Annotated in this window: 24 protein-coding genes; 12 read left to right on the top strand and 12 right to left on the bottom strand. The window is 56.5% G+C overall.

What is annotated here, in order from left to right; all coding sequences use genetic code 11:
- Window positions 1–17: 17 nt before the first annotated feature.
- The 6 genes from METLA_RS0116245 to hxlA form a co-directional block, all read right to left on the bottom strand.
- Complete coding sequence (locus tag METLA_RS0116245) at window positions 18–1,019, bottom strand: transaldolase (RefSeq protein ID WP_024299557.1); 1,002 nt, start codon at window positions 1,017–1,019, stop codon at window positions 18–20.
- A gap of 410 nt (window positions 1,020–1,429) precedes the next feature.
- Window positions 1,430–2,740, bottom strand: coding sequence for a hypothetical protein (locus tag METLA_RS0116240; RefSeq protein WP_024299556.1), 1,311 nt, complete (start codon window positions 2,738–2,740; stop codon window positions 1,430–1,432).
- A gap of 3 nt (window positions 2,741–2,743) precedes the next feature.
- Window positions 2,744–3,451 carry a hypothetical protein gene (locus METLA_RS23285; RefSeq protein WP_024299555.1) on the bottom strand — a complete coding sequence of 236 codons (708 nt, stop codon included), beginning with the start codon at window positions 3,449–3,451 and terminating at the stop codon, window positions 2,744–2,746.
- Window positions 3,452–3,573: 122 nt separating this feature from the next.
- Entirely contained in the window at window positions 3,574–5,568 is a 1,995-nt protein-coding gene (tkt, locus tag METLA_RS0116230) for a transketolase (RefSeq protein ID WP_024299554.1), read from the bottom strand.
- 120 nt (window positions 5,569–5,688) lie between these two features.
- Window positions 5,689–6,222 (bottom strand): 6-phospho-3-hexuloisomerase, encoded by a 534-nt coding sequence (gene hxlB / locus METLA_RS0116225; protein ID WP_024299553.1) that lies wholly within the window; start codon window positions 6,220–6,222, stop codon window positions 5,689–5,691.
- A 2-nt stretch (window positions 6,223–6,224) separates the two neighbouring features.
- A complete protein-coding gene (gene hxlA, locus METLA_RS0116220; protein ID WP_024299552.1) occupies window positions 6,225–6,866 on the bottom strand; it encodes a 3-hexulose-6-phosphate synthase in 642 nt (213 codons plus the stop codon).
- A gap of 563 nt (window positions 6,867–7,429) precedes the next feature.
- On the opposite strand from hxlA, the gene METLA_RS0116215 reads away from it, so the two are divergent.
- Both METLA_RS0116215 and dhaK read left to right on the top strand, forming a co-directional pair.
- Entirely contained in the window at window positions 7,430–8,266 is an 837-nt protein-coding gene (locus METLA_RS0116215) for an HAD-IIA family hydrolase (protein ID WP_024299551.1), read from the top strand.
- Window positions 8,267–8,283: 17 nt separating this feature from the next.
- Window positions 8,284–9,273, top strand: coding sequence for a dihydroxyacetone kinase subunit DhaK (gene dhaK, locus METLA_RS0116210; RefSeq protein WP_024299550.1), 990 nt, complete (start codon window positions 8,284–8,286; stop codon window positions 9,271–9,273).
- Here dhaK and dhaL read toward each other — a convergent pair.
- Window positions 9,256–9,900: a dihydroxyacetone kinase subunit DhaL gene (dhaL, locus tag METLA_RS0116205; RefSeq protein WP_024299549.1), complete on the bottom strand. Its 645-nt coding sequence runs from the start codon at window positions 9,898–9,900 to the stop codon at window positions 9,256–9,258. The two genes, dhaK and dhaL, sit on opposite strands and share 18 nt — an antisense overlap.
- A 92-nt stretch (window positions 9,901–9,992) precedes the next feature.
- Here dhaL and METLA_RS0116200 point away from each other — a divergent pair, with 92 nt between their 5' ends.
- The 3 genes from METLA_RS0116200 to METLA_RS0116190 all read left to right on the top strand — a co-directional run bounded on the left by METLA_RS0116200 (window position 9,993) and on the right by METLA_RS0116190 (window position 12,006).
- Window positions 9,993–10,895, top strand: coding sequence for a carbohydrate kinase family protein (locus METLA_RS0116200; protein WP_024299548.1), 903 nt, complete (start codon window positions 9,993–9,995; stop codon window positions 10,893–10,895).
- A gap of 52 nt (window positions 10,896–10,947) precedes the next feature.
- Window positions 10,948–11,484, top strand: a complete 537-nt coding sequence (gene cobO, locus METLA_RS0116195; RefSeq protein WP_024299547.1) for a cob(I)yrinic acid a,c-diamide adenosyltransferase — start codon at window positions 10,948–10,950, stop codon at window positions 11,482–11,484.
- Window positions 11,485–11,619: 135 nt separating this feature from the next.
- Window positions 11,620–12,006 (top strand): hypothetical protein, encoded by a 387-nt coding sequence (locus METLA_RS0116190; protein ID WP_084480160.1) that lies wholly within the window; start codon window positions 11,620–11,622, stop codon window positions 12,004–12,006.
- 54 nt (window positions 12,007–12,060) lie between these two features.
- On the opposite strand, the gene eutC is transcribed toward METLA_RS0116190, so the two are convergent.
- Window positions 12,061–12,804 carry an ethanolamine ammonia-lyase subunit EutC gene (eutC, locus tag METLA_RS0116185; protein WP_024299545.1) on the bottom strand — a complete coding sequence of 248 codons (744 nt, stop codon included), beginning with the start codon at window positions 12,802–12,804 and terminating at the stop codon, window positions 12,061–12,063.
- The gene (locus METLA_RS0116180; RefSeq protein ID WP_024299544.1) at window positions 12,801–14,189 is read right to left on the bottom strand and encodes an ethanolamine ammonia-lyase subunit EutB; all 1,389 of its coding nucleotides are present in this window, start codon (window positions 14,187–14,189) and stop codon (window positions 12,801–12,803) included. The genes eutC and METLA_RS0116180 overlap by 4 nt, the downstream gene beginning before the upstream one ends.
- Before the next feature lie 215 nt (window positions 14,190–14,404).
- Between METLA_RS0116180 and METLA_RS0116175 the strand changes: the two genes are divergently transcribed.
- A complete protein-coding gene (locus tag METLA_RS0116175) occupies window positions 14,405–15,847 on the top strand; it encodes a flavin monoamine oxidase family protein (protein ID WP_024299543.1) in 1,443 nt (480 codons plus the stop codon).
- Window positions 15,848–15,896: 49 nt separating this feature from the next.
- On the opposite strand, the gene METLA_RS0116170 is transcribed toward METLA_RS0116175, so the two are convergent.
- The gene (locus METLA_RS0116170; RefSeq protein WP_024299542.1) at window positions 15,897–16,244 is read right to left on the bottom strand and encodes a hypothetical protein; all 348 of its coding nucleotides are present in this window, start codon (window positions 16,242–16,244) and stop codon (window positions 15,897–15,899) included.
- A gap of 312 nt (window positions 16,245–16,556) precedes the next feature.
- On the opposite strand from METLA_RS0116170, the gene METLA_RS0116165 reads away from it, so the two are divergent.
- Window positions 16,557–17,612 (top strand): AI-2E family transporter, encoded by a 1,056-nt coding sequence (locus METLA_RS0116165; RefSeq protein WP_024299541.1) that lies wholly within the window; start codon window positions 16,557–16,559, stop codon window positions 17,610–17,612.
- Window positions 17,613–17,680: 68 nt separating this feature from the next.
- On the opposite strand, the gene purM is transcribed toward METLA_RS0116165, so the two are convergent.
- Window positions 17,681–18,718, bottom strand: coding sequence for a phosphoribosylformylglycinamidine cyclo-ligase (gene purM / locus METLA_RS0116160; protein WP_024299540.1), 1,038 nt, complete (start codon window positions 18,716–18,718; stop codon window positions 17,681–17,683).
- A gap of 219 nt (window positions 18,719–18,937) precedes the next feature.
- On the opposite strand from purM, the gene METLA_RS0116155 reads away from it, so the two are divergent.
- From METLA_RS0116155 to METLA_RS0116145, 3 genes are all read left to right on the top strand, one after another.
- Window positions 18,938–19,483, top strand: coding sequence for a hypothetical protein (locus METLA_RS0116155; protein ID WP_245598819.1), 546 nt, complete (start codon window positions 18,938–18,940; stop codon window positions 19,481–19,483).
- A 109-nt stretch (window positions 19,484–19,592) separates the two neighbouring features.
- Complete coding sequence (locus METLA_RS0116150; protein ID WP_029646735.1) at window positions 19,593–20,141, top strand: methylated-DNA--[protein]-cysteine S-methyltransferase; 549 nt, start codon at window positions 19,593–19,595, stop codon at window positions 20,139–20,141.
- A gap of 194 nt (window positions 20,142–20,335) precedes the next feature.
- Complete coding sequence (locus tag METLA_RS0116145) at window positions 20,336–21,808, top strand: RimK family protein (RefSeq protein ID WP_024299539.1); 1,473 nt, start codon at window positions 20,336–20,338, stop codon at window positions 21,806–21,808.
- A gap of 4 nt (window positions 21,809–21,812) precedes the next feature.
- On the opposite strand, the gene METLA_RS0116140 is transcribed toward METLA_RS0116145, so the two are convergent.
- Complete coding sequence (locus tag METLA_RS0116140; RefSeq protein ID WP_024299538.1) at window positions 21,813–22,715, bottom strand: serine/threonine protein kinase; 903 nt, start codon at window positions 22,713–22,715, stop codon at window positions 21,813–21,815.
- Window positions 22,716–22,758: 43 nt separating this feature from the next.
- Between METLA_RS0116140 and METLA_RS0116135 the strand changes: the two genes are divergently transcribed.
- Both METLA_RS0116135 and METLA_RS0116130 read left to right on the top strand, forming a co-directional pair.
- Window positions 22,759–23,625 carry a YicC/YloC family endoribonuclease gene (locus METLA_RS0116135; protein WP_024299537.1) on the top strand — a complete coding sequence of 289 codons (867 nt, stop codon included), beginning with the start codon at window positions 22,759–22,761 and terminating at the stop codon, window positions 23,623–23,625.
- Between the two features lie 535 nt (window positions 23,626–24,160).
- The gene (locus METLA_RS0116130) at window positions 24,161–26,410 is read left to right on the top strand and encodes a CHASE2 domain-containing protein (protein ID WP_152539462.1); all 2,250 of its coding nucleotides are present in this window, start codon (window positions 24,161–24,163) and stop codon (window positions 26,408–26,410) included.
- Window positions 26,411–26,431 lie beyond the last annotated feature (21 nt).

Here is a 26,431-nt window from a genome sequence, read left to right as displayed (position 1 = left end):
ATTATCATCGTTTATGCTTACGCGGTTTCCAACTGGTTTTCCAGCTCGGCCAAACGCTTGGCCAACAGATCTTCCAGAGATACCAGTGCCTTTTCGAAGCCGACGATGCCTTCGGCCAGCTTGTCGTTCGCCATGCGGTTTTCTTCGTGCATGCGATCGAAAGTCGCGCGGTCCATCGTGATTTTTTCGATTTGCATGCTGGCGGCTTTGGCAGGATCCAGTTTACGCGGCAATTCGCCTTCGGTGGATTGCAGTTCGGCCAACAGCGATGGCGCGATGGTCAACAGGTCGGAACCGGCCAATTCGGTGATTTCGCCGACATTACGGAAGCTCGCACCCATCACTTCGGTCTTGTAACCGAATTTCTTGTAATAGTTGTAGATCGAGGTCACGGAAACAACGCCTGGATCTTCGGCTGGCGCATAAGAGTCGCGACCGGTATCTTTCTTGTACCAGTCCAGGATGCGGCCGACGAATGGCGAAATCAGGGTAATGCCGTTTTCGGCGCAAGCGATCGCTTGGTGAATGCCGAACAACAGGGTCAGGTTACAATGAATGCCTTCTTTTTCCAGAACCGCGGCGGCTTGAATGCCTTCCCAGGTCGAAGCGATTTTGATCAGGACGCGGTCTTTCGAAATACCGGCTGCTTCATATTGCGCGATGATTTCGCGGCCTTTGGCGATCGTCGCTTCGGTGTCGTAAGACAGACGCGCATCGACTTCGGTTGAAACACGGCCCGGGATGATTTCGAGAATTTTCAAACCGAAGGAAACCGCCAGACGGTCGAACGCCAGGTTAGCCACCAGTGCAGGCGCCGCATCACGACCCAAAGTGTCGCGCGCACCCTTTAGGGTATCGTCAACGATGCTTTGATATTGCGGCATTTGCGCCGCCGCGGTGATCAGAGAAGGGTTGGTGGTCGCATCGCGAGGTTTGAAGGTTTCAATAGCCTGGATGTCCCCGGTGTCAGCAACAACGATGGTCATTTCCCGGAGTTGTTCTAGTAAATTCTTAGCCATAATATGCACCTTACAAATTTATAATTAAAATAACAAATGCCTCCGAAATATTACCATATTTCGTGTTTATACGACACTACTGAATGAGTCAAATTACGGAGCAGGTTTCAGCCGCGGTTTCGATCACAGTTAGATGAATGCCCCCATACGGCGGGCCATATCGCATTGTGCGGGCTTTGCTAAGGAAGACAATTGCGGAGTGAGAAATGAGTCGATGCTCTGCCGGCCCGATATGGATTCTAGGAGGAGAGGAGCCGCGATAGCGGTAAGCCGGGCCGCAGAGCCCCATTTTGACGTAATAGGGAGAGATGAGGCCCACAGACGTAGGCGCCTGGCGACAGGCCAGCGTGATTGGAACAAAATAAAGAGCCTGTATTCGCGCTGGTCGAACGCAGGCTCAATATCTTGGGTTATGCAGATTGCAACAGGTACTTATCGACACCTGTCGGCTTTTTGGCACCGGCTTCATTTTTTGCCGCCGCCTGGTGCTCATTGATATATTTAGAAACCCGGGTCGACCTGACTTTTTTAGGCTTAGCCGACTCATTTTCCAGGGCTTCCGCCGCCGGAATGAATTCGCCTTCCAAACAGATCTCGGCCGGAACATCGGCCTGACTCGCCAACACTTGAGCCGCCTCGTTTTGCAGACTCAGATATTTGGCAACACCGGTCAACACAAACGCCTGCTTGACGGGGCTTTTCGCCGCAACAGCGATGTCACCGACGGTCTGCGCGTGCTGAACAAGATACTTTGTTACCCCGCTGACTTTGGCCGGCTTGCTGGGCAACGCCAGCCTTTGTTTGATCAAATACTTTGCAACCCCCGAAAATGCCGGCTTGGTTTTGGCAAGTACGGCCTGCGTTTCCAGATATTTGGCAACACGGCTCACGACCGGTTTTGCCGTATAGACTCGGCTTTTCGCAAGGTATCTGGCAACGCCGCTTTGACGGGGTTTCAGACTATCCCGAACGACTTGCTGCGCAATATATTTGGCAACCTTGCTGACGGCCGGCTTTTCGTCGTCAATTTTCGCTTTTTGCTGCAAATAGCGTCCGACTCTGGTTTCTGCCGGCGTCTCCTGAACTTCGGCAGGCTGCGCCTGCTCCACGACCGCTTCCTGCTGAGCCGCAAGCGCCGCCTTTTCGGCAGCGATGCGCGCCTCTTCTTCACGATAATGTTCGATCAGTTTTTGCGCGTCGATTTTTCTTTGCAGTAAATCCTGCTCGGCCTGGTATTTCGCGACGCCTGTCAATGCGGCGAGCTTCGCTTCGGCGATTTCCTGGCGGGTAATATATCTGCCGACACGGGTGCGTTTGGGCAGATATTGGGTTTGGATGATTTGCTTGGCGACATATTTGGCGACACCGCTGGCAGACGTTTCGCTGTCGAAGCGCGCCAGATATTTGCTGACGCCGCTCACGCGGGTCACTTCCCGGACTTTGATCGACTGCGTCACCAGGTATTTACCGACGCCACTCATCGGTTGCGCGTTGCTCTTTTTCAGATACGCCGACACACCGGAGTCGACGGGCCGGCTCCGAAGGTAGCGCGACACGCCGGTATTGGTTTCCATGACCGGCGCCTTTGCGGGCACCCCGGAAGATTGTTCGTAAATCTCCCCGGAGTGAGTCAAGGTTTGCTGTTTTTTCGCACCTGTTTTGGATCGCTTACCGAAGGGATAAAATCCCTCGACCAAGCTGATCAAGTAAGCTTGATCCATCCCTTACCCCCGGTCGCGCAAATATTTTTCGACGCGGGAAGCTGGCTTTGACGAAGCGCTTTCGGTAGATGGCTTTTGACTTGCCATGTACTTGGCAACGCCGGTCAGCGGCGCAGAAGCCGCCACGGATTTGACGTGTTGCTCCAGGTATCTGGACACGCCGGTTCCGCCTTTACGGTTCAGGTATTTTGCCACGCCGGTTGCGCCGGCAACGACTGTGCGCGCAGCACCTTGCGCCGCATGACCTTCAGGCCGCGCTTGTTTCTTGAAGAAAACTACGCCGACGAAAGCCAGTACCGCCAATCCGATCAGATAGACGAAATTGGACTCTTCCTTTTTACCTTCGGCAGCAGGCTTGGCTTCTTCTACAGCAGCAGTCGACTGTTGTTCTGCAGCCGCCGATGAACTCTCAACCGATTTGTTTTGCGGTCTGCTTGCAGCCGCCGCGCCAGTTGAAGAGGGCGCCTTATAGCCAGGGTCCGAATAAACGACTTTCGGTTGAAAATCGGACGCCGGATATTTCGAGTCTGCCGGCTTTGCGCTGGATGGCGCGGCCGTCGCAGCAGATGCGCCTTGATGCTTGTATTCGGCATCCTGATACAGCACCTTCGGTTGAAAATCGGACGCCGGATATTGGGCATCCGCACCCGCAACAGAACTGGCCAACAGTAATGCCGCAAAAGCGCCGTTCGTTATATTTATAATTTTCACGTTGTTCACCCTAATAAGTCCAAGTATGTGGATCGAGATCCTGTATACGCCGAGTTGTGCCTCTGCAATGCCCAGGATCTCGTCAACTGACGGGATGAACGAGTCATCCCGTCTTTTTTCAATTAAAGTACAGCTTCCACGTTCTTGACGACATTTTCAACGGTGAAGCCAAACTCCTTGAAAAGCAGTCCTGCCGGCGCCGATTCACCGAAGTGGTCGATACCGACGATACGGCCGTTGCTGCCGACATACCGCCACCAGCCTTCGGTGACTCCCGCCTCGACTGCAACCCGCTTGGTAACGGCCGCCGGCAATACCGATTCACGGTATTGTGCATCCTGCGCATCGAAGATATTCGTGGACGGCATCGAAACGACGCGAATCTTGTTGCCTTTCGCGCGAAGTTCGTCGGCCGCTTTTACCGCCAACTCGACTTCGGAACCGGTCGCGATGATGATCGCATCCGGTTGACCTTCGCTGTCGCTCAGAATATAACCGCCGCGAGAAATCAATTGGATTTGCGCTTCGCTGCGCGGAATATGCGGCAGGTTTTGCCGTGAGAACACCAGCGTAGACGGACCGTCTTTACGTTCGATCGCCGCGCGCCAGGACACCGCCGTTTCGACCGCGTCGCACGGACGCCAGACATGCATGGTCGGAATCATCCGCAACGTCGCGATTTGCTCGATCGGCTGGTGGGTTGGACCGTCTTCGCCCAGACCAATCGAGTCGTGGGTATAGACGAAGATCGAACGGATCTTCATCAATGCGGCCATCCGCAGTGCGTTACGCGCATACTCGGAGAACATCAGGAAGGTCGCGCCGAACGGGACCAGACCGCCATGCAGGGCGATACCGTTCATGATCGCGGACATACCGAATTCGCGCACGCCGTAGTTCACATAGTTCGCGTCCGGCTTGTTCGCACGCATCGGCTTGTAACCGGTCCATTCGGTCATGTTCGAGCAGCCGAGGTCGGCCGAACCGCCGAAAATTTCCGGCAGCAATTTCGCATAACCTTCGATCGATGCCAACGATGACAAACGGGTCGCGGTGGTTTTGGCTTGCGCATTCACGGAGGCAACAAAGCTGTCCGCATCGGCTTGCCAATTCGCAGGCAGTTCGCCGCTCATCCGGCGTTCGAATTCGGCCGCCAGTTCAGGATGGGCCGCTTTATAGGCAGCGAACGCCTCGTTCCAGGCTTTCTCGGCCGCCGCGCCTTTCGCTTTCGCGTCCCAACCCGCATAGACTTCGGCAGGCACTTCGAAAGGACCGTGATCCCAGCCCAAAGCCGCCTTGGTCAGATTGATTTCTTCTTCGCCCAACGGAGCGCCGTGGCAAGCATGGCTGCCGGCTTTGTTCGGCGCACCGAAACCGATTGTGGTTTTGCAGCAGATCAGCGTCGGCTTGTCGGTCATGACTTTCGCCAACTCGATCGCTTTCGCAATCGCTTGTGAATCATGTCCGTCGACGTCGGCAATGACATGCCAGCCATAGGCCTCGAAACGTTTAGGGGTATTGTCGGTAAACCAGCCTTCGACGTGTCCGTCGATAGAGATACCGTTGTCGTCCCAGAATGCGATCAGATTGCCGAGACCCAAGGTACCCGCCAGTGAGCAGGCTTCATGGGAGATACCTTCCATCAAGCAGCCGTCACCCAGGAACACATAGGTCTTGTGATCGACAATTTTATGACCGTCTTTATTGAAATTCGCAGCCAGGGCTTTTTCGGCAATCGCCATGCCCACAGCATTGGTAATGCCTTGTCCCAGAGGGCCGGTCGTGGTTTCTACACCCGGCGCATAGCCGTATTCGGGGTGGCCTGGAGTTCTGGAGTGCAACTGACGGAACTGTTTCAGATCATCGATCGACAAGTCGTAACCGGTCAGGTGCAACAGGGAATAAATCAGCATTGAGCCGTGGCCATTGGACAGCACGAAGCGGTCGCGGTTTGGCCATTTTGGATTGGCCGGATTGTGGTGCATATGATCGTTCCACAAAACCTCGGCAATATCCGCCATACCCATCGGGGCGCCTGGATGGCCCGAATTTGCTTTTTGTACTGCATCCATGCTCAAAGCGCGAATGGCGTTAGCTAATACACGGCGCGATGCCATAGTCTTCTCCTTCGTTGGTAAATTATGTTGAGTTAATCAGCCTATTCAGCGTCAGATGATTTCGTCGCCAAATACATGAGAAAAGAACGGGCAGCCTGAGCCGCCCGTTCTGGGTTTACGCTATTCTAAGTTAGCGTGCCTTTCTCTCATGATTTCTTCCGGGATGCCCTTCTCATGGATGATATGAGAAATGGTCGCTTCCAGGAAAAACAGGGTCGACAGTTCGAAAACCGTACCCATCGGCATTCCGATCACTTTTCCGTATTGTTCAGCCTGGCCGATCTGGAATACCGCATCGGCCATGTCGCCTATCGTTGAGCTGCTCTTTGCCGAAATCAACACAATGTCCGCGCCGATTTTTTTCGCACTTTTCGTGAAGGCTATCAGCTGCTCGGTTTCGCCCGAGCCTGAAATGATAATCAACAAGTCGCCGCTTTTGATGCTTGGCGTGACTATCTCACCCACAACGCTGACATCATAACCGGCATGCACCAGCCGCATCGCAAAAAAATTGCCGACGAGCTTGGAACGACCGGCGCCTGAAACAAATATACGTTTGGCGTTGTCAAGCATCTGGGTCAGGCGTTGATCATAGGACGGATCAGTCGCCGACAGAATGCCTGAAATCTTGTCTATGATGAGTTGCTGATGCATTGTTATACAGCTTCAACCAGTTCGCGAATTTCACGAGCAGCGTCAGCTGGGGATGGAGCGCCGTAGATCGCTGCGCCGACCACGATGATGTTCGCACCGGCTCTGACGACGTCTTGTACGGTAGAAGCTTTGATACCGCCAGCAACAGAAACTCTGACGTTCAGGCCCAATCTGGTGATGTCGCTCAGGTCGCCGAATGGAGTGTGGCCAGCGGCTTGAGCGTCCAGACCGGTGTGTACGCCCATGATGTGAGCGCCGGCTTCAGCGGTTGCGCGTGCACAAGCTACTTTGTCTTCAACGTTGATCAGGTCGATTTGAGCTTCTGCGCCATGTGCGTTAGCCGCTTTGATAACGCCTTTGCAAGTTGCCAGGCCGGATACGCCCAGAACGGTGCAGATGTCAGCGCCTGCTGCATAGAAAGGAGTCGCTTCGTATTCGCCGGCATCCATAGTCTTCAGGTCAACCAGGATCAGTTTGTCCGGGAATCTGGCGCGCAGATCTTTAACCAGGTTAACACCGTTGTGCTTGATGCAAGGAGTGCCGATTTCGAAAATATCAACGTGTGGCGCTACGGTTTCAGCCAGCGCGATAGTTGCGTTGTAATCCAGAGAATCTAATGCGATTTGAATTAATGGTTTTGCCATGATATTGCTCCAATGGTTTGTTATTGTAGTTAGGTGATTACCTGTTTAATGCGAACGCTACTGTAAAGTAGAAAGGGGAGTCATGTCAATGATCCGTGCTGAATACAGTAATGGCGCCTTCTGCCGGCCTTTCCGGTCACGTCAAAAACAACCGACTATTCAGTCAGTTAGCCGCTGTTTTTTGCCGATTTTACCACCTTTAACCGAGGCTCCTAGCGTGATCAAAAATACGCGATTTTTGGCGTTTTGGAACGGAATTTTCCGCTTTTTCGCGGCAGATAACGTAAAACCTGATGCCCCTTACGATCACTCGCGCCGCCTGCCTCCTAACCCCGCCTTTTTCGGCCCCGACTCTCCTGCAAACGGACTGGACAAGCGCCTGAATCTTATGCCAAGCTGTTGCGAGTCAAGGTCTAATGCCAGGTTAACCCATTAAGGCGTCTGTCTACATTGACTTCAACATTATTCAACTCTCCGCAGCCCCGCTTGCAGGAGAATAAACCGGCGGAGTTGCAAAGACCCACCAACCGCTCCGCACCTTGTTCGTGATGAGAAAACATTTTATGGAATCTTTCAAGTCTATCCGCGCGATGATCATCGACATGGATGGTGTGCTCTGGCACGGCAGCGTGCCCCAGCCCGGCCTGTGCGAGTTTTTCGAAACCCTGCGCGACCTGCAAATCCGCTTCATCCTGGCGACCAACAATGCCAGCCAGACGCAGGATCAATATGTAAATAAGCTCGCCGGCATGGGCGTGACCGTCTCCAGGGATGAAGTCTTGACGTCCGGCATGGCGACCGCGCTGTATCTCGCCGAACACACCGACCCGGCTTCGACCCGCGTGTTCGTGGTCGGCGAGGACGGCGCCTTGGGGCCCCTGCGCGAACAAGGCTTTACGCTGACCGGGTTGTACGAGCTCAAAACCGAAAAAACCCCGGATGCGCAAGGCGCGGACATCGTCGTCTGCGGCAAGGACTCGACGCTGAGCTGGGCCAAACTCGCAACCGCAACCTTGAACATCCGGGCCGGCGCCCAGTTCGTCGCCACCAATGCCGATACGACCCTGCCGACAGAATACGGTGTGACCCACGGCAACGGCGCGATTCTGGCCGCGCTGACCGCCGCGACCGGCGTTTCGCCGATGGTGATCGGCAAGCCGGAGCCGATCATGTACCGGCAGGCGATGAAACTATTGGCTTCCGACCCCGCCGAAACGATCGCGATCGGCGACCGCCTCGAAACCGATATCCTCGGCGCGGTGCGCACCGGCATTCGCAGCCTGATGGTATTGACCGGCATATCGAGCGAAGAGGATCTCCGCGCCTCCGCTTATCAACCGACCTGGCTGATGCCGGACATCATCGCCGTTACCGAAGCCCTGCGCCGCCAAGCCAACTAACCGCCGGAGCCACAAACATGAAAAAATTCATCAATGACATCGACAGCCTGCTCGAAGATAGCCTGAAGGGTTTTGCGAAAGCGCATGCGGACATCGTCGAACTGAACCTGCAACCGCACTTCATCAAACGAGTTAAAACAGGCAAGCCTAACAAAGTCGCGCTGATTTCGGGCGGCGGCTCGGGTCACGAACCGCTGCACAGCGGCTTTGTCGGATTTGGCATGCTCGATGCGGCCTGCCCGGGGCAAATCTTCACCTCGCCGACGCCTGATCAAATGTTGGCCGCCGCCGAAGCGGTCGATCAGGACGGCGGCGTGTTGTTCATCGTGAAGAATTATGCCGGCGACGTGATGAATTTCGAAATTGCGGCCGAAATGCTCGAAATCCCGAATGCGACCGTGCTGGTCAACGACGACGTGTCGCTACCCAAGACGCACAGCATCGGGCGGCGCGGCGTCGCCGGCACCCTGATCGTCGAGAAAATGGTAGGCGCTGCCGCCGAAGCGGGCGCGGACCTCGCGGCCTGCAAGGCGCTCGGCGACCGCATCAACCAGTCCACCGCATCGATCGGCGTCGCCTTGACCAGCTGCACGGTGCCCGCGCTCGGCAAGCCGACCTTCGAGTTGGGCGATCAGGAAATGGAAATGGGCGTCGGCATCCACGGCGAGCACGGCCGCGAAACGATGCCGCTAGAAAATGCCAGCGCGATCGTCGAGCATCTGGCCCGGGCGATCGATGAAGAACTGAAACCGCAACCAGGCCAGGCCGTGCTGCTGCATGTGAACGGCTTCGGCGCCACGCCGCTGATCGAACTGCATCTGATCTATCACCTGGCTGCCGAGTACTGGGAGAAACGCGGCGTCGTCATTGCCCGCTCGCTGGTCGGCAATTTCACGACCTCGCTGGACATGGCCGGATGCTCGCTGACATTGACGCGGCTGGATGAGGAGCTGATCCGGCTGTGGGACGCGCCGGTCAATACCGCCGCCTTACGCTGGGGCGCCTGAAGAAGCGATCACTGCCGCAATCGCCGCGATCATCAACTGCGCGGTTTTTGCGCCCGCATCGATGTGCCCGAGGCTGCGTTCGCCGAGGAAAGACGCCCTGCCCTTGGTCGCGAGCATGTTGCGGGTCGCCTCGACGCCGGTCTCGGCGGCGCCGGTGATGGCGGCCAGCAGATCCTGCAACGAGATTGATGCGTCCGCCGAATTTTGCAAACTTTGCGCCGCCGGAATCAGCACGTCGAGCATCGTCTTCTCACCCGCATCGGCCTTGCCGCGCAGTTTGACCGACTCGACGCCCTGCGCGAACGCGGCCGCAAAGGCCGGCAAGTCGACCGTCTTATCGCGCAGCGCCTTGCTGATCGTCACGAACAAGGTGCCGTAGAGCGACCCGGAGGCGCCGCCGACCGTCGACATCAGGGTCATGCCGATTTTCTGCATTGCGGCCGCCCAATCCAGTTGCCCGATCTCCGCGCTTTGCGCTTGCAGCGCATGCAGGCCGCGCTGCAGATTGACCACGTGATCGCCGTCGCCGATCGCCTGATCGAGCTGAGTCACTGCCTCGGCGTTTTTTTCGATCGCCTCGGCGATCGCCTGGATGATGCGGGGCAAAATTTCGGGACTGATCTGCATAGCGGGGGCCTCCAGGATCAAAAACGGCAAAGGTGATTGGGGTTTTCGATTAGAATAACGCGCATTTTGCTGAGCTGTCCACACCCAAAACCATGACAAAACCGCTGCTTGACGTCGATGTGCTCTGTATCGGCCATGCCTCCTACGATCTGGTGTTCTCGGTCGATCATCATCCGGCCGAAGACGAGAAGACCTTCGCGACCGGCTTCATCGACTGTGGCGGCGGGCCGGCCGCGAATGCGGCGATCATGGTCGCCAATCTCGGCTTCAAGGCCGCCTTCGCCGGCTACCTCGGCGCCGATGTCTACGGCGACAAGCACTTACAGGAACTGAATGCGCACGGCGTCGACACCGGATTGACCCTGCGCGGCCCCGCGCCGACGCCGATCTCGGCGGTGCTGGTGAAGCCCGACGGCAAGCGGGCGCTGGTCAATTACAAGGTCGGCACTCACCCCTTGCCCGCCGACGCGCTCGATTTCAGCGGCATCAATCCCGCCGTGGTGCTGTTCGACGGCCACGAGCCGCAGGTTTCTGCGGCCTATTGCCCTAAGCTTCGCGCGCAAAAGATACCGACCGTGCTCGATGCCGGCTCCTTGCACGAAGGCACGCAGGCCTTGATGACTCAGGTCGATTACCTGGTTTGCTCGGAAAAATTCGCCATGCAGGTTGCAGGCTCGGTTGAAAGCGCGCTCGCTCGATTGGCCGAGGTCGCGCCGAACGTGGTAATTACGCTCAGCGAAAAAGGCCTGTTCTGGCGCCGGGGCGGCGAACAAGGCTTCATGCCGGCCTTCGAGATCGCCGATGTCGATTCGACCGGCGCCGGCGATGCCTTTCACGGCGCCTTCGCGGCGGCGGTGTCGCAGCGGATGGCTTGGCAGGAGTGCTTGCGCTATGCCAGCGCGGCAGGCGCCTTGTGCTGCACGAAGATGGGCGCGCGCCCGGGCCTCCCGACGCGGGAAGAACACCGCCGCCTGTTCGAGCAAGGCTGTTTATAGCCCTGTTTGGATTAACGCTTTTCCAAATTCAACATAATCAACTTCGTAACCTATGAAAGACAGAAACAGACGCCAAGGCCTGATCGTGGTCAACACCGGCCCAGGCAAAGGCAAGTCTTCCAGCGCGTTCGGCATGGCGTTTCGCGCTGCCGGCTGGGGCATGAAAGTCTGCGTGATCCAGTTCATCAAAGGCCAATGGCAGACCGGCGAGCAAAAAGCCGCCCAGCATTTCGACAATATCGAATGGCATGCGCTCGGCGACGGCTTTACTTGGGACACCAAGAATCCCGAACAGGACATCCGTACCAGCCGCGAGATTTGGGAGCTCTGCAAACAAAAAATCATGTCCGAAGAGTTCGACGTGGTCGTGCTGGACGAGATCAATTACTGCTGCGGCTACCACTGGATCAGCGGCCAGGAAATCGCCGAATTCATTGCAGAACACCGGCCGCGCTGGATGCATCTGATATTGACCGGACGCAATGCGGCGCCCGAGGTGATCGAGATCGCCGACACGGTCACCGAAATGACGATGATCAAGCACGCCTATCAACGCGGCATCAAGGCGGAACAAGGGATAGAATTTTAAGTCTCATTTCCGTGATTCGGCACTTTACATTGCCGGGAGATCCTAATTCGCTTAGAATTCGTAAGGAAGTTAGCCTGGAGACCGGGCTGAGCATACCTGGGACAAATCCTTAATAACAACAATCAGAGGTGCCAAATGAGTGAAGAGACTGAAGATACCAAAATGAGTGATACGACTAAGCTGATGTGGGCCGTCATCGGCGTGTTCGTGGTCGGCTTCATCGTCGTCGGAGTCAGCAAGCAGGAATCGCCGCAGCAAGTCGAAGCGCAGTCGATGCTCAGAAACTATGTCGCGATCCAGCAAATGGCCAACCAGAAATGCCCGGCCGCGATTCTGAAAGAAACCGGTGAAGAAGCGTTCTTCCCTTCTGAGGATACAATAACCGACAAGGAAACCTACATCACCTTGAAATGGAAGGGCGAGAAAAACTTCAAGGAAGCCTCTTGCACGCTGCACGGTTCAATAGGCGGCATCTCCGAATTGATCATCGACGGCAAGACCATCATCAAAAAGAAAATCTAAACGATCGCTTTGTGAGTTTCGGAGCCATGCCGCGCATGGCTCCAATTTTCCTTTTCAGTCCAGCAAGTGCCTGGGCATGTCGTCCTTCAACCCCACCCCCGACAGACCCCGCTGCAAGGCTTCATAACTCAGATAAGCCAGCTTCGCCGCGGCCGCCTGATAGGACAATCCCTCCGGTGGACGGATGTTCGAGATGCAATTACGCTCCGCATCGGTCCTGCCCATTTGCGGCGCATAGGTCAGGTAGATGCCCAGGCTGTCGGCCGCACTGAGCCCCGGACGTTCGCCGACCACGATCACCGACAGGCGCGCATTCAGCAAGGCGCCGATTTGATCGGCCAGCGCAACCCGCGCATTCGGCACCAAACAGACCGGGCCACAGCGCAAGGGGATGCCTTGATATACCGCAACGATAGCCTTTAGCAGCAGCAAGCCATGGCGTTCGGCCGCGATCGAGGACAGGCCGTTGCTGATCACCAGCGCCACATCGACCGCCGGTTGCTGACGCGCCAGCAACGCCTGCCGGCTGGCCTCGTCGAGCTCGCGCCCGAGATCGGGCCTTTGCAGATACTGCACCCTGTCCGCAACCGGCGTCGAGAGACATAAGGCCTCCAGACCGATCTGCTGGACCTCTTCCGCAAAGCGCTCGATGTCCCAGGGCTGATGAATCGCATCCCGCGCCAAGGCGTGCGCGAGTTCAAAATCGAGTGATGCCTCCGTCGGCAAACCGCAGCCGGCATGTCCTTGCGCGATTCTGGCCTGGGTGAAACGGCGGAGATTGTGCCAGGGATCATTCATACCGTCAGCTCCGAAAGTCCGCCGAAATGACTCAGCAAGCGCGTGGCCTGACGGCCGTCAGCCAGTCGGTTGCGCCCATCGAATATGCCCATCGCATTCAGCCAGGCCTCGAATTCGGGCGCCGGCCTGAGCCCCAACACCTCGCGCAGATAGAGCGCGTCATGGAACGAGGTGCTTTGATAGGCCAGCATGATGTCGTCCGCGCCCGGAATGCCCATGATGTAATTGCAGCCGGCGACGCCGAGCAGCGTCAGCAAAGTGTCCATGTCGTTCTGGTCTGCCTCCGCGTGATTGGTATAACAGATGTCGCAGCCCATCGGCAAGCCGAGCAGCTTGCCGCAAAAATGATCTTCGAGCCCGGCACGGATGATCTGCTTGCCGTCATACAGATATTCGGGCCCGATGAAGCCGACGACCGTATTGACCAGCAGCGGCGAAAACTCGCGCGCGACCGCATAGGCACGCGCCTCGCAGGTTTGCGCATCGACGCCGTGATGCGCGTTCGCGGACAAGGCGCTGCCCTGGCCGGTTTCAAAATACATCAGATGGCTGCCGAGACGGCCCCGCCCCAGCGCCTCGGCCATCGCCCTGGCTTCGCGCAAGAGGGAAAGATCGATGCCGAAACTGCGGTTCGCCGCCTCGGTGCCGGCGATCGACTGAAAGACCAGATCGACCGGCGCGCCGCGCCGCATCAGCTCGATGCTGGTCGTCACATGCGCCAGCACGCAGGATTGCGTCGGTATGTCGTAGCGGCCGATGATGTCATCGAGCAGATTCAGCAGCGTATGCACGTTCTGCAAGTTGTCGGTCGCAGGATTGATGCCGATCACCGCATCGCCGCTGCCGTAGAGCAGCCCGTCCAGAATCGAGGCGGCGATCCCGCGCGGATCGTCGGTCGGATGATTCGGCTGCAGGCGCGTGGAGAGCCTTCCCGGCAAGCCCAAGGTATTGCGAAAACGGGTCACGACCCGGCAGCGGCGCGCGACCGCGATCAAGTCCTGATTGCGCATGATCTTGCTGACCGCGGCGACCATCTCCGGCATCAAGCCTGGCGCCAGCACCGCCAAATCGCCTTTGCCCGCCAGCAGCCAGTCGCGAAACTCGCCGACCGTCAGCGCCGCGACCGGCGCGAATGCCGTCGCATCGTGCCGCTCCAGAATCAGCCGCGAGACTTCATCCTGTTCCGGGGCGATCAACGGCTCTTCGATGAATTGCCGCAAAGACACGTCGGCCAACAGCCGCTGCGCCAGCGCGCGCTCGACCTCAGTCTCCGCCGCAAGCCCTGCCAATTCATCGGCCGACCGCCGCGGCGACGCCTTCGCCATCACGGTTCGGAGATTCCTGAACTGATACGATTTGCCTTGTACGGTCGCGGAATAATTCATACGGGAAGTCCTTTGTTGCGGCGCCTTAAGCGATCAAAAAATGGCTCAGAATAGGACAAGCCGGTGACAATACCGTGACAAATCGAACGCCTGGAAATCACCGGCAGAATCCAGCCATGTCACAAAACCCTTTTATGCATTTGATCATTTCGTTGCTATATTGGCAATAGAATTTCCCCCGGCCGGACTTTCGCCATCACTGGATCCCATTGCCCATGAAAAACGTATCCCGCTCACTTTTGCCAAGCCTCTGCGCCTTACTGATCTTGTGCCTGCCCGCATGCACGCCGCCGTTGCATCAAAACGCGGCGAAAGAGAACGCCGACGTGCTGATCGTCGGCGCGGGCCTTTCCGGCCTCAGCTCGGCCTATCAACTGCAGAAAGCCGGCAAAACAGCCCTGATACTCGAAATGACTCCCCACATCGGCGGCCGCATCCGCACCGCCCGCTATGCCGATCAGGCCCATGCCGAAGTCGGACTGGCAGAGTTTTGGGGCAACAATCCGGCGCTCGCTATTTTTCGGGAGCTAGATATTCCGCTCGAAACCGCCTACACCAGCTTTTCAAGTTTCAGTTATCAGGGCAAGATCCATCCTTTCACGCATGAAACCAATCTGGAGTTCCTGGAAGCCTTCATCGGCAAGGACGAAATGCCGGCCTACCGGGCCTGGGATCAAAAAATGGCCGCACTGTATCTACAATTTGACCATCGCCCGCTCACCCGCGAACTCGAATCGTTACAGGACATTTCGTTCGCCGACTGGATCCGGCAAACGAGCGGCCTGTCGCCCAAGGCGCAGGAGTTTGTGCGTCTCGAAACCGAACCGGAGTTTGCCGCCTCCTGGGAAAAAATCAGCGCGCTCGACGGCATCGCCGAATGGCACATCTTCTCGGGACAAGGCACACAGCCCTACCATGTGATCGGCGGCAACCATCTCGCCGCGGAAAAAATCGCCGATGCAATCGGGCGCGATAACATCCGTCTGAATCAACTGGTCACGCACATTCGATCGACCGCGTCCGGCGTCGAAGTCACCGCAACCGACCAGGGCACCTACGCACAAAAGATTTACCACGCCGATTATGTGATTACCGCGATCCCTTTGTTTAGGCTCAACGACATTCAGTTCGATCCGCCGCTGTCGGAAGAGCGCAAGGAAGCGATACAGACCCAGAGCGGCGGCGCCTACTTTACCGCCCACCTCGGAGTTGACGGCAATGCCAGCCGCTATTGGACGCAAGACGGCGAAAGCATCCTGCCGATTCTGACCGATGGCCCGTTGGGCGTGATCTACGAAGGCCATTCCGAGGCCGGCAAGGATGCGCTGTTGAACTTGCTGGTGACCGGCGCCTATGCGGAACGTTTCAATTCGAGGATCGGCAGCCCCGACGAGATTCGCGAAATGCTGCTCGCGGCGCTCGACAAACAATGGCCCGGTTTCAGGTCAGCGGTCAAACAAATGACCTACTACCGCTATCATCCGCGCGCGATAGCGTCCTGGCCGGTCGGACGGTCGCGTTTCGATCAACTTTCCGATGCGCTCAGAACACCGCAGGGCCGTATTTATTTTGCCGGCGATTTTACCGAGGATACGCATTCGAATGGCGCCGCGCACTCAGCCTTACGGGTCGTGAAAGGCATCCTGCGGCAGCATTAACCACGTTTAGTCACCCCGCTCCCGAATAGCGCGCAACTCCCTCGCATCGCTATTGCTGCGCCATTTCCCTATGCGCCTCGGCCATCGCGCGATTTGCGGTAACAGCGATCTGATATGCGTTTATCAGCGTTTGGCAATGCTGTTTAAAAGTTTCCGCCTGCCTGCCATATAAATAACTTTTCGCCTGATATTGTTCGAGAAGTTGCTTGTGTTCATCGACTTTAGCCTGCATTTCATCCGCCGTTTCTTCATAATGTTTGGCCAGCGCCTCATGATCGGCTTTTGTCGTAGCGCTTTGCACCGCTTGGCTCATGTCCATCGGATGCGATTTCATCTCGCTACACGCAACCAATGCACCGAACAGCAAGATCAAAAAAATGAACAATTTACTTTTCATAACATGCCTCCAAAGCAGATCAAAACTAAAAAACCAAATGGATTGTATTCTTCGAGATCACTTTAGCGATTAAGTTTAATCTTGCTTAACAACCTCAATGACTTAGCACCGCTCAACTGACAAAGCCGCGCGCTGAGCGCCCAAAGGCGTTTACATTTAAAGCGCTAAAAATTTCCCGGACCGGCTTTAGTGAAAAATGCGTTTAGTAAGCGAATAGCAGCCATTGCATGCGAGTCGCCAATCAATGCAGTTGTCGCTGAGGTCATTTATCGTCATACTGAGCAGCACAATAACTTATCCCGAATGAGATCCATGACCGATTCACAAAAATGGCAGCTTTTTTCGCTCATCGGCCTGACCGTTTGGCTGACTTACCTGCTCGCGCCGGTATTGATGCCGTTTGCCGTAGCATTGATGCTGGCTTATTTGGGCGATCCGTTGACCGACCGGCTGGAGCGCTTCAAGCTATCCAGGACGCAGGCGGTCTCGGTGGTGTTTTTCGCGATGACCCTGGCATTCGGCCTGATCCTGCTTTGGCTGCTGCCGCAACTTGAACATCAACTCGAACGCTTTATCGCCAGCCTGCCGGCCTATGCCGAGTGGCTGAACCAGACCGCGATTCCCTGGCTGCATCAACGTTTCAATCTGGACATCAAGCCGCTCGAAACCCAGGCCGCGGTCAACCTGATCAAAAGCCATTGGCAGACGGCCGGCGGCGCGGCGACCGTGCTGCTGCGCTCGCTGTCGGATTCCGGCGGCATGATCCTGGCCTGGATCATGAATCTGCTGCTGGTTCCGGTCGTGACGTTCTATCTGCTGCGCGACTGGGATAGCCTGATGGCCAAGCTGCATGACCTCCTGCCGCGGCGCATTGCGCCGACTATCGCCGGACTGGCCGGCGAGTTCGACGCGGTGTTGTCGGCGTTCGTGCGCGGGCAATTTTATGTGATGCTGGCGCTCGGCGCGGTTTACAGCATCGGGCTCGGCCTGACCGGGCTCGATCTGGCGCTGTTGATCGGCATGACGGCGGGACTGGTCAGCTTCGTACCTTATCTCGGCGCGATCGTCGGCATCGTCAGCGCCTCGCTGGCCGCGGTGCTGCAGTTTCATGATGCGGCGCATCTAGTCTGGGTGCTGGCCGTATTCGGCGTCGGCCAACTGCTGGAAGGGATGCTGCTGACGCCGATGCTGGTCGGCGACAAGATCGGCCTGCATCCGGTCGCGGTGATCTTCGCGATCATGGCCGGCGGGCAATTGTTCGGCTTTTTAGGGATTCTGCTGGCGCTGCCTGCCGCTTCGGTGATCATGGTCATGCTCAGGCATGCGCATGACGGGTATAAGGACAGCGAGTTTTACAGCCAGGTTTGAAAGGACAGACCTGCCAGGTTTTTGAAAGCCGGCAGGTCTTCGCTTGGGAAGCGGAGTCGATGGATACGCTACGCGTAAACGACTTTCGGCTTGCCTTCGCCCGCAATCAGCCTGCCGATCGGATATACGGTCTCGCCCAAAGCGGTCAGCGTGTCCAGAACCGCCTGCTCGTCTTCCGCTGCGACGCAGACGATCATGCCGATGCCGCAGTTGAAGGTGGTCAGCATGTCGGCTTCGGCGACATTGCCCTGCGCTTGCAGCCATTTGAATACCGGCGGCAATTGCCAGGCAGACAGATCGATCTCGGCGTTGATGCCGTCCAGCAGCACGCGCGGCAAATTTTCGGTGATGCCGCCGCCGGTGATGTGCGCCAGCGCATGCACGTCGATCTTGTCGAGCAGCGCGAGCAGCGGCTTCACGTAAATCCGTGTCGGCGCGAGCAGGGTTTCGCCGAGGGTTTTGCCCTCGAATGGCGCATCCAGTTTGGCTTTGCTGACTTCGAGAATCTTGCGGACCAGCGAGTAACCATTCGAATGCGGGCCGGAGGAGGCGATGCCGATCAGTTTGTCGCCGACCTTGACCTTGCTTCCATCCAGCGCCTTGCTTTTCTCGACGATGCCGACGCAAAAGCCGGCCAGATCGTATTCGCCGTCCGCGTACATGCCAGGCATTTCGGCCGTTTCGCCGCCGACCAGCGCCGCTCCGGCCTGTTCGCAGCCCTTGCCGATGCCTTCGATCACCGCCGCGGCGGTATCGACGTCGAGCCGTCCGGTCGCGAAATAATCGAGAAAAAATAAAGGCTCGGCGCCCTGCACGATGATGTCGTTCACGCACATCGCGACCAGATCGATGCCGACCGTGTCATGCACGTTCAGGTCGATCGCCAGCTTCAGCTTGGTGCCGACGCCGTCGGTGCCGGACACCAGTATCGGCTCGCGGTAGCGGTCCAAAGGCAGTTCAAACATCGATCCGAAACCGCCGAGACCTGCCATTACGCCGGCGGTGCGCGTTCTCGCGGCGATCGGTTTGATTCGTTCGACCAGGCTGTTGCCGGCCTCAATATCGACGCCGGCGCTTTTGTAATTCAGGCTCTGTTGCTCGCTCAAGGCAGTGCTCTCTCAAAAAATTTTAATCGCCCTATTGTACAAGACAACCCGCGTTTTGGGTGAACCCGTCGAACGGCTTTTTTTAAGCAAACCAGTTAAATTGGTTCAGAATCAGCAAAAACTTTACGGTTGAATTTAGCCCGAAAACTCATTAAAGTGGGCCGATCGGGGCTATCGGTAGGGATAGTTTTCTTTCAAAATGAATGGGTAGGTATGTCTATGAAAACAAGAATAATAAAATGTGCATCGGTCATCGCGATCCTGCTGGCAGCGCAAACCGCAGGCGCCTACCAGGATGAAAAAACCGAAGTGCTCTGCAAAGACCCTAAATTTACCGACTTCACGCTGAAAGAATACGTCGAGCCGGAAAAGATCGAAGTGCCGCCGGAGTCAGCATTCGAGTTCAAAGTCTCCGCCTGGTCGAATCCGGCGACGCTCCGGCTGACCGGTAAAAATGAAAACATCCCTTTTACGGTCGAAAGCACCAGCAGTTTTCATCGAATCAAGGCCAAATTACCGGCCAGTTTTACCGGCAAGTTTGTCAGAATCAATGCCGCGGTGAAGGCGGTATTGGGCTGCGAAGAGAAAAAAGGCTGGCTGATCAAGGTTGCCGAAGGCGCAGCCGCCGCGGCTCCTTCTCCTGAAGCCGCCGAACCGGCTCCGGCAACGCCTGCGGCGGAAGCCAAACCGCAAGCAGGCGAGACGCCGGCGGCGCCAGCAGCAACGATCGAACCGGCCCAGCCTGCGGCTCCTGCGCCTCAGTAAGCCCCGTTCGTAAACGCCGGCTTGAAGCCGCACCGAAACCCAGCCTAATGCCGCGAAATGCTGGGTTTCGCGCCTCACCCGATCCTCGATCCTTAATCCCTGGGGATTTATGACGCCGTCCCGTTATCGCCATGGCGGAGCCGATGCCCGCATACGCTTCGCCATAGAGAAATGCTCGTTGGGTTCGATTCTAGTCGCAATGAGCGAGCGCGGCGTTTGCGCGATCGCATTAGGCGACGATCCCGATGCGCTAGCGCGTGATTTGCTGGATCGATTTCCAGAAGCCGAACGGATCAGCGGTAACCGCGAGCTCGAAAAACATATAGCCGCAGTGATCGGCTTTATCGAAACGCCGGCTTTGGGACTCGATTTACCCCTGGATGTGCGCGGCACGGCGTTCCAGCAAAAAGTATGGCAAGCGCTAAGACAAATACCTGCAGGGACAAAAGTCAGTTATACCGAAATCGCTAAAAGTATCGGCTCGACGAAAGCGGTGCGTGCAGTAGCCACGGCTTGCGCGGCCAATACCTTGGCGGTGGCGATTCCCTGTCATCGCGCAGTCCGGTCCGACGGCAGCCTGTCCGGCTATCGTTGGGGCGTAGAACGCAAGGCCGAATTACTGCGGAGGGAAAGCAAAACATCCACGCCAGGGATTTGATCTGCGCGTTACATCAATAATCCCTCACTGCATTTTCCCGCATTCATGCCCCGTTAATCCGCGCCCCAATACCATATCCTCCTGATTGCGGCTAAAATTAATCCGCCTCCCCGAACATCCCGAGCTTATGACTTGTCTATCGCGGCAAGTGGTTTCAAAATGCTGACTTTCCGAGTTAAGGAATAAATTTTACTATGGCGCGCACCGTACTGGTTGTTGACGATCTGGCCGACTGGAGCCCTTATTATCCCAGCGAGCATGTGATCCCTTTTGAATCCTATCTGGCCACCGATCAGGGCGGCGCGGACGAGCGCGTGCGGGTGATCAATCTGTGCGGCAGCTACCGGTATTTGTCCGACGGCTATTACTGCTCGCTCTTGGCCGAAGCGCGCGGCCACCATGTGATCCCGTCGGTCAAGGTGCTGAACGATTTGGGCAAGAAAGCCTTGTACCGACTACAGATCGAGGATTTGTCGCAGACCCTGGCGAAGGCCTTCAAAACCAAAAATAAACAGGAGGAATTCCGCCTGCTCAGCTTCTTCGGCACCACGCCGGACCCGGCTTTTCAGGATGTCGCGCGGTTGTTGTTCGAGCGCTTTTCGTGTCCGGTGCTCGAAGTCACCTTGAGTTATCGGGACCGCTGGGAGATCAACGCCTTGCGCGCGGTCTCGCACCGCAGTCTCGACGATGCGCAGCAGACCCTGTTCGCCGAGGCGCTCGATCAATTCAGCAAGAAGGTCTGGCGCAAGGAGCGCGTGCGCAAGGCGACGCGTTATGATCTGGCGATCCTGGTCAATCCGGAGGAAGAGCTGCCGCCGAGCAACCGCGGCGCGCTGAAAAAGTTCGTCAACGCCGGCCGCCAACTCGGCATCGATGTCGAATTGATCACCCAACAGCATTATGTGCGCCTGCCCGAGTTCGACGGCCTGTTCATCCGCGAGACCACCGCGATCGACCACCATACCTACCGTTTCGCGAAAAAGGCCGAAGCCGAAGGCCTGGTCGTGATCGACGATCCGACCTCGATGCTGCGCTGCACGAACAAGGTTTATCTGGCCGACCTGTTCCGCACGCACAAGGTGCCGTCGCCGAAGACCTGGCTGCTGCACAAGGGCAATGTGGTCCATCTGGACCGGCTGGAGGCCGAAGCCGGCTATCCGGTCGTGATCAAGATCCCGGACGGCTCGTTTTCGCGCGGCATCGCCAAGGTGAACAACCGCCAGGAACTGGAGCAGAAGCTGCCCGAGCTGTTTCAAAAATCGGCGCTGCTGTTGGCGCAGGAATTTCTTTATACCGATTTCGACTGGCGCATCGGCATCTTCAACAACAAGGCCTTGTTTGCCTGCCGCTATTACATGGTCAAGAATCACTGGCAGATCTACCGGCACGGCGGCAGCCGGATTGATGCGGGCAATTTCGATACCTTGCCGACCTTTGAAGTGCCCAAAGCGGTGCTCGATGCGGCGCTGAAAGCGACCCAGCCGATCGGCAACGGTTTTTACGGCGTCGATGTGAAGGAGAAAAACGGCAAGGGCTATGTGATCGAGGTGAACGACAATCCGAATATCGACAGCGGCGTCGAGGACAAATATTTGGGCGACGAACTCTATCGGCTGATCATGGAAGAATTGCTGCGGCGCATGGAAAACCGCAGCAAGGGACTTTGAGCGGCTAGGCTTCGGCGTTCAACGCTGCCCTGAGTTCGGAGGCGGATTGCGGCCTATCCTTCGGATAAAGCCCCATCGCCCAGTCGATCGCCTGCAATAACGGCGCGGAATATTTCTTCTTGAAGACTTTTGCCGCGGGCTCCACCATGTCTTTTTCGGCGCGTTCGGGCGCCGGCTGCGGCGATTTCAACTCCAAACAGGCGCGCATGCTCGCACCGATCGCATAAATATCGGTCCACGGCCCGAGCGGCGCACACAGATTATATTGCTCGATCGGCGAAAATCCCTTCGTCAACACCTTGGTCTGCTGCGGGAGTTTGGCGGCCGGAAAGGCCTGGAACGCGCCGAAATCGAGCAATACCGAATCATTGCCGGGGCGCACCAGAATATTCGCCGGCTTGATGTCCAGATGCAGATAGCCGTATTCATGAATGTGGCCGACGCCGTCCAATAAGGTATTGAATACCGCTTTGACGAAGGCTTCGCTGGCATCCCGGCCTTTCTTCGCCAACACTTTTTCGAGCGTGACGCCATAGCTGTAAACCATCACCATGTAAGCGGTCGAATTGGCTTCAAAAAAATTGATCACTTCGACGATGTTCGGATGCTTCAAGGTCGCCAGCACGCGGGCTTCTTCAAAAAACAGCCGCCGGCCGCGCTTGAACAAGGCCTGAGACTCTTCGTCGTTGACCACGACCACATTGTTCCAGGTCCGGTGCGCCAATTTGCGCGGCAAATACTCCTTGATCGCCACCTGAACCTGATCGGAAGTCTGTCTCGCCAGATAAACCGAACTAAATCCGCCGTGCGCCAATTCCCGTTCGATCACATACTGGTCTATAATGGTGCCGGTTTGGAGATAGTTCCATTCTTTTGGATAGGTTTCGGGTTCGTAATATTCCGCCATCTGTGCACATTCGATTCTAAGCCCCGCTTATTATAGGTGAATAATGACTAAAAGTATGACGGCGTTTGCCAGCAGTGAAACCGAAATCGGCGTACTGACGGTTAATTGTGAGTTACGTTCGGTTAATCACCGTTATACCGACATCCTGATCAAGCTGCCGGAACGCCTGCGTTTTGCCGAGACCGAAATACGCTCCGCAATTATGGCAAAGATCAGCCGCGGCAAGATCGAATGCACGATCACCAGCAAGAAACAAATCAAGGATTCGCAAAGCCTGTTCGTTAACCGTGACGCGGTCGCCGCGCTCTTGACCGCGGCACGGCAGATCGAGGAACAAATGACCGCCCCGCAATCCTTTTCCGCGCTCGAGGTGCTGGCCTTTCCGGGCATCCAGCAGGAACCCGAACTGGACAAGGACGAACTGAACCGGGGCATTACCGCACTGGTCAACCGGACCTTGCTGAAGCTGCTGGAAGTGCGCGAGCGCGAAGGCCAGCAACTGCAAGTGCTGATTGAGGACCGTTGCCGGAAAATGCAGCTTTATACGGAAGCCGCCCAAAAACGCATGCCCGACGTCCTGCAAGCGATCCGCAACAAACTGAAGGACCGTATCACCGATATGGTCGCCCAGCCCGATTTCGACCGGCTCGAACAGGAACTGGTGTTTCTGACGCAAAAACTCGACATCGCCGAAGAACTGGACCGGCTCGAGACGCATATCACGGAAGTGTTGCGCGTGGTCCAGCAGGACGAACCGGTCGGCCGGCGGCTCGATTTTCTGATGCAGGAAATGAACCGCGAAGCGAACACGATGGGCGCAAAATCGTCCGATAAGGAAATCACCAAAATCTCGATCGAACTGAAGGTGCTGATCGAGCAAATTCGGGAGCAGATTCAGAATATTGAATAACGGCGGCTCCGCCCTATTCGGCGCGAAGCTGCGCACGCCGCGAGATGTGAAAAATTCACCCGCATGCTGTGTATTTTTTACTATTTTCACGCCGGCTTCGGCGTTACACTGGAGCCGTTCGATGTTTCAGTCCTAGGCTCCGCCTGACTCTGGATGCGCGTGGGCCGGCCTTTGTCGCCGGCTCAGTCCCTCTCTCCTGACGCACGCAAGACACCTCCACAGCCAAGGCAATTTATCTTTGTGCCCAGAGATGCTCAGCGATGCCTCCAAGCTCCAGGGGACAGGGACGTTCCCCTATTTTCAGCCGCGCCGGACAAGCTGTCACGGCATCTCCTTTCTGTCCTCAGCCCTTCTTGCGGATTGCCGAGCAATGTCCGGTTCTTGCTTACCGGTTTTCCTCGTCGCTTACTTTTGACTTTCCCCCTTCTTCCTTGGTCAAGGCTATAATGTCAGGCTAGTTCACGGCTTTTTGATTCCTGGGTTCTGAGCATTCAGTTCAATCGATCATAAAAGCCACTTGGCGCCTTACCTGATCATGAATGTTTATAAAAAAACCTCGACTGCGGTAATTTCGGCCTTGCTGATAGGACTCCTGGGAGCTCTGCTCAGCGCAACCATGCCGGGCCTTTACTTCGAGGAAGAATGGGGCTTGTCCTGGCTGTTCAAGGCCCGCGGGGAGATCGCCCCGCCGCGCGATGTGGTCATCGTCACCCTGGATAAATCATCGCCGGAACAGTTGCATTTGCCCGAGAATCCGGAAAAATGGCCGCGCTCGGTCTATGCCCGCTTGATCGAAACCTTAAACCGCTACGACCCTGCCGTGATCGCCTTCAACATCTATTTCGGCGAAGAACGCGAGCCTTCCAGCGACGCCAAACTCGCCAAAGCCATCGCAGCCGGCAACAACGTGATTCTCAGCAACTATTTAAAACAATACACGTTTCCTTCCGCCGACCCCGCCAAGACCTTTACTTATGAAAAGGTCATCGACCCGATTCCGGTTTTAGCCCATGCCGCGCTCGGCGCGGCGCCTTTTCCGCTTCCCAAGACAGTCACGACCGTCAAGCGGTTCTGGACATTCAAACAAAGCGCCGGCGGTCTCTCTACCTTTCCGGTCGCGGTTTTCGAATGCTTTGTGCTGAAGCGGGCTTATGCCGAAATTTTGCGCCTGTTGCATCAAATCGATCCGGCCCTGCAAGCGACTTTGCCGCCGACGTTTGACCCGCTGGCCGCCAAATCTTCGGTTTTTGAAGTGGTCCCCCAAATCCGGCAAGCATTTGCCGCACAATCCTTGACTCAATTCAACGAACTGTTGCGCGCGGCAAATTATCCGCAGGAAACCTTGCGTTTATTACAGTCGTGGTTCGCCTTAGCCAAAGGCGCCGACAACCGCTACTTCAATCATTACGGCAAAGCCGGCACGATCACCACCCTTCCTTTCCATCAGGTGCTGGAAGATAAGCGCTTGAATCCCGATCTTTTCCGCCATAAAGTCATTCTGATCGGTTACTCCGAAAGTCTCGAGCCGGAAAAATTGCAGGGATTTTATACCGATTTTTCCGGCGGAGTCAGCGCCACCGTCAGTCCCACCGAAATTGTCGCGACCGCGGCCGCCAATCTGATCGACGGCAGCGGGATACGGCCCTTGCCGCTGCAAACTCAATGCGTGCTGGCGCTGTTCTGGAGTTTCCTGCTGATCGGCGTGTGCCGCTTGTGTTCCTACCCGCTGACAACAGTTTTAGTCATCCTGTTGACCGCAGGCTACGCGGCCTTCGCCTATTTCCGCTTTACCGTCGACCATCTCTGGCTGCCGTTGTTTGTGCCCCTGCTCTTGCAAACACCTGCGGTCGCGGTCGTGATGATCTTTTCTTATTTACAAAAAAACAAACAGGATCAGCAAAACCTGCATAAGACGCTCAGTTATTATCTGCCGAACAATGTGGTCAGCGCCATTGCCAATCAGGCCGGACTGGAAGCGATGCCGCATTATGGCGAACTGGTGCACGGCGTTTGCATGGCAACCGATGCGGGCCGATACACGACGTTGTCCGAAACATTGGACCCTCTGCCCCTGAATGCGCTCCTGAACCAATATTACGGAGTGATGTTCCCGCTCGTCAAACATCATCACGGCATCATTTCCGATGTGATTGGCGATGCGATGCTGGCCTTATGGGCTACGCCATCGGAAGAAATCCAACACAAAATCAACGCCTGTCATGCCGCACTGGAGATCAAAACGGCCATCGATCATTTTAACCGGTCGCAGCCTCATCAATTGCCGACACGCCTGGGCTTACATTTCGGCGAGATGCATCTGGGCAATGTCGGCGCGATGCAGCATTTCGAATACCGCGCGGTCGGCGATATCGTCAACACCGCGGCACGCATTGAAGGCTTGAACAAGCTGCTGGGCACGCAGATTCTCGTATCTTCCAGCGTAATCGAAGGTTTGTCCGGCTTTTTTATCCGGAAAGTGGGCGCCTTCGTGCTGAAAGGAAAAACTCAACCGGTCGAACTCTTCGAGCTGATTGCCCCGACCGATCAGCTGGATCCGGCCTGGCCGCCATTAGCCGCCGCCTTTACCGATGCGCTCAAATTGTTTCAAAGCCACCGCTGGACAGAGGCGCTGAACGCTTTTCTCGACATCAACCGGCAGCATCCGGGCGATGGGCCGACACTTTTTTATATCCAGTATCTGCGCCAGCGCCCGCCGGAAACCGCCCTCCTTGACCAACCGGCGCGCATCGAGCTGGGCAATCCAATCAATCAGTTGCATTTATGATCGCCACATGCATACAATAAA

This window comes from Methylomicrobium lacus LW14 (genome assembly GCF_000527095.1).
Classification (GTDB): domain Bacteria; phylum Pseudomonadota; class Gammaproteobacteria; order Methylococcales; family Methylomonadaceae; genus Methylomicrobium; species Methylomicrobium lacus.
This window is presented reverse-complemented; position numbering and strand designations above follow the sequence as displayed.

Excerpts from the sequence above, each read along its gene's own strand:
- METLA_RS0116245 (WP_024299557.1), bottom strand. The coding sequence starts at position 1,019 with ATGGCTAAGAATTTACTAGAACAACTCCGGGAAATGACCATCGTTGTT.
- METLA_RS0116240 (WP_024299556.1), bottom strand. The coding sequence starts at position 2,740 with ATGGATCAAGCTTACTTGATCAGCTTGGTCGAGGGATTTTATCCCTTC.
- tkt (WP_024299554.1), bottom strand. The coding sequence starts at position 5,568 with ATGGCATCGCGCCGTGTATTAGCTAACGCCATTCGCGCTTTGAGCATG.
- hxlB (WP_024299553.1), bottom strand. The coding sequence starts at position 6,222 with ATGCATCAGCAACTCATCATAGACAAGATTTCAGGCATTCTGTCGGCG.
- hxlA (WP_024299552.1), bottom strand. The coding sequence starts at position 6,866 with ATGGCAAAACCATTAATTCAAATCGCATTAGATTCTCTGGATTACAAC.
- METLA_RS0116215 (WP_024299551.1), top strand. The coding sequence starts at position 7,430 with ATGGAATCTTTCAAGTCTATCCGCGCGATGATCATCGACATGGATGGT.
- dhaK (WP_024299550.1), top strand. The coding sequence starts at position 8,284 with ATGAAAAAATTCATCAATGACATCGACAGCCTGCTCGAAGATAGCCTG.
- dhaL (WP_024299549.1), bottom strand. The coding sequence starts at position 9,900 with ATGCAGATCAGTCCCGAAATTTTGCCCCGCATCATCCAGGCGATCGCC.
- METLA_RS0116200 (WP_024299548.1), top strand. The coding sequence starts at position 9,993 with ATGACAAAACCGCTGCTTGACGTCGATGTGCTCTGTATCGGCCATGCC.
- cobO (WP_024299547.1), top strand. The coding sequence starts at position 10,948 with ATGAAAGACAGAAACAGACGCCAAGGCCTGATCGTGGTCAACACCGGC.
- METLA_RS0116190 (WP_084480160.1), top strand. The coding sequence starts at position 11,620 with ATGAGTGAAGAGACTGAAGATACCAAAATGAGTGATACGACTAAGCTG.
- eutC (WP_024299545.1), bottom strand. The coding sequence starts at position 12,804 with ATGAATGATCCCTGGCACAATCTCCGCCGTTTCACCCAGGCCAGAATC.
- METLA_RS0116180 (WP_024299544.1), bottom strand. The coding sequence starts at position 14,189 with ATGAATTATTCCGCGACCGTACAAGGCAAATCGTATCAGTTCAGGAAT.
- METLA_RS0116175 (WP_024299543.1), top strand. The coding sequence starts at position 14,405 with ATGAAAAACGTATCCCGCTCACTTTTGCCAAGCCTCTGCGCCTTACTG.
- METLA_RS0116170 (WP_024299542.1), bottom strand. The coding sequence starts at position 16,244 with ATGAAAAGTAAATTGTTCATTTTTTTGATCTTGCTGTTCGGTGCATTG.
- METLA_RS0116165 (WP_024299541.1), top strand. The coding sequence starts at position 16,557 with ATGACCGATTCACAAAAATGGCAGCTTTTTTCGCTCATCGGCCTGACC.
- METLA_RS0116155 (WP_245598819.1), top strand. The coding sequence starts at position 18,938 with ATGAAAACAAGAATAATAAAATGTGCATCGGTCATCGCGATCCTGCTG.
- METLA_RS0116150 (WP_029646735.1), top strand. The coding sequence starts at position 19,593 with ATGACGCCGTCCCGTTATCGCCATGGCGGAGCCGATGCCCGCATACGC.
- METLA_RS0116145 (WP_024299539.1), top strand. The coding sequence starts at position 20,336 with ATGGCGCGCACCGTACTGGTTGTTGACGATCTGGCCGACTGGAGCCCT.
- METLA_RS0116140 (WP_024299538.1), bottom strand. The coding sequence starts at position 22,715 with ATGGCGGAATATTACGAACCCGAAACCTATCCAAAAGAATGGAACTAT.
- METLA_RS0116135 (WP_024299537.1), top strand. The coding sequence starts at position 22,759 with ATGACTAAAAGTATGACGGCGTTTGCCAGCAGTGAAACCGAAATCGGC.
- METLA_RS0116130 (WP_152539462.1), top strand. The coding sequence starts at position 24,161 with ATGAATGTTTATAAAAAAACCTCGACTGCGGTAATTTCGGCCTTGCTG.